General features: G+C 38.0%; 1 protein-coding gene. It reads right to left on the reverse strand.

Annotation, left to right across the window (positions count from 1 at the left end; genetic code table 11):
- Positions 1–1,075 (reverse strand): hypothetical protein (locus BAZSYMA_RS09860; protein WP_195910073.1); only part of this gene is annotated, 1,075 nt, incomplete at both ends.

The raw sequence follows: 1,075 nt of genomic DNA on the forward strand, positions 1-1,075 counted from the left end.
ACTTTATTTAATAGGCTTTTTTCAAATGCTGGATCGCTCTCTAACATAGTCTTGTCAACAAGAATGGCGTGCATGCCTTGGGTTTGGTCAAAGGCTTTTAGGGTGTTTAGTGAGGCCTCTCTCCATTCTTTTAAATCTTTTATATTGTCTTGCCTGGTTTGCTGTGAAAAAGGTTGCAAAGTTTTAGACGATGGCGAGTAAGCGTTTAATGAGTCAATAACATAAAGTTGCCCATCTCTACCCAATAACATTTGAAAATCACCAATACTCAAATTTGAATGTTGTTCAAATTTCTGTAATAAATTCTGAACATCGGCCAGTGTTTTGTGTGTTATGCGCTCACCTGGAGGAAGTGCCAACCCTGGTTTTGTTGTCAATGAGTCGTGAATGCGCTCAACTAAAATACCATGATGCTCTTGACCGTCTTCGCCAATGACAGAAAGCGTTTTAAAATATTTTGGCGTTTTAACGCCCATTTCTCTAAATTTGTTAATCCACTCAACTTCGTTTTTTAATTGCTCAATGTTATCATTTGCTTTTGGATTTTCATTCAATTGTAAAAATAACAAGTCAGGGTGGTTTTTCAAGGTGTAGACAGTTTTCGTGGTACCTTCGTTAATAGGCTTGCCTATATCCTCATGAGTCAATGAATCTGGGATATTTGAGGTGGTTTTATCATCTAAGCCCAATTTTAGATGATCTAAAACTTTACTAATATTGGCAGAGCTTTGCGTTGTCCAAGTAGTTCTTTCATGTAGATAATCCCAACGATGAATGATTTTTTGATCCTTATCGTTCATGGTTTTAGAGCCATCTTCGTTCACATGAATATCGCCCAATCTGCCTGTAACGCTAGTGTCTCTTAAATATCTTCGAGTGTAAAGCTCTTTAGCGTAATTTTCACTAAGTGCTTTGTTTTTACAGCCCACTAACGCAGCACGATTCAAATAGGCATGACTGCCTGCTGAATCCATCTTGTAGTGTCGCACTAATTTATCAGTGTAATTTGCTAACTTTGCTGCCCCCACTTCTTCCAATTTTTCTGAATGTCCAACAATGTTGAGTCGTACACTAG

The sequence above is a fragment of the Bathymodiolus azoricus thioautotrophic gill symbiont genome, from assembly GCF_001298715.1.
Taxonomy (GTDB): Bacteria; Pseudomonadota; Gammaproteobacteria; order PS1; family Pseudothioglobaceae; genus Thiodubiliella.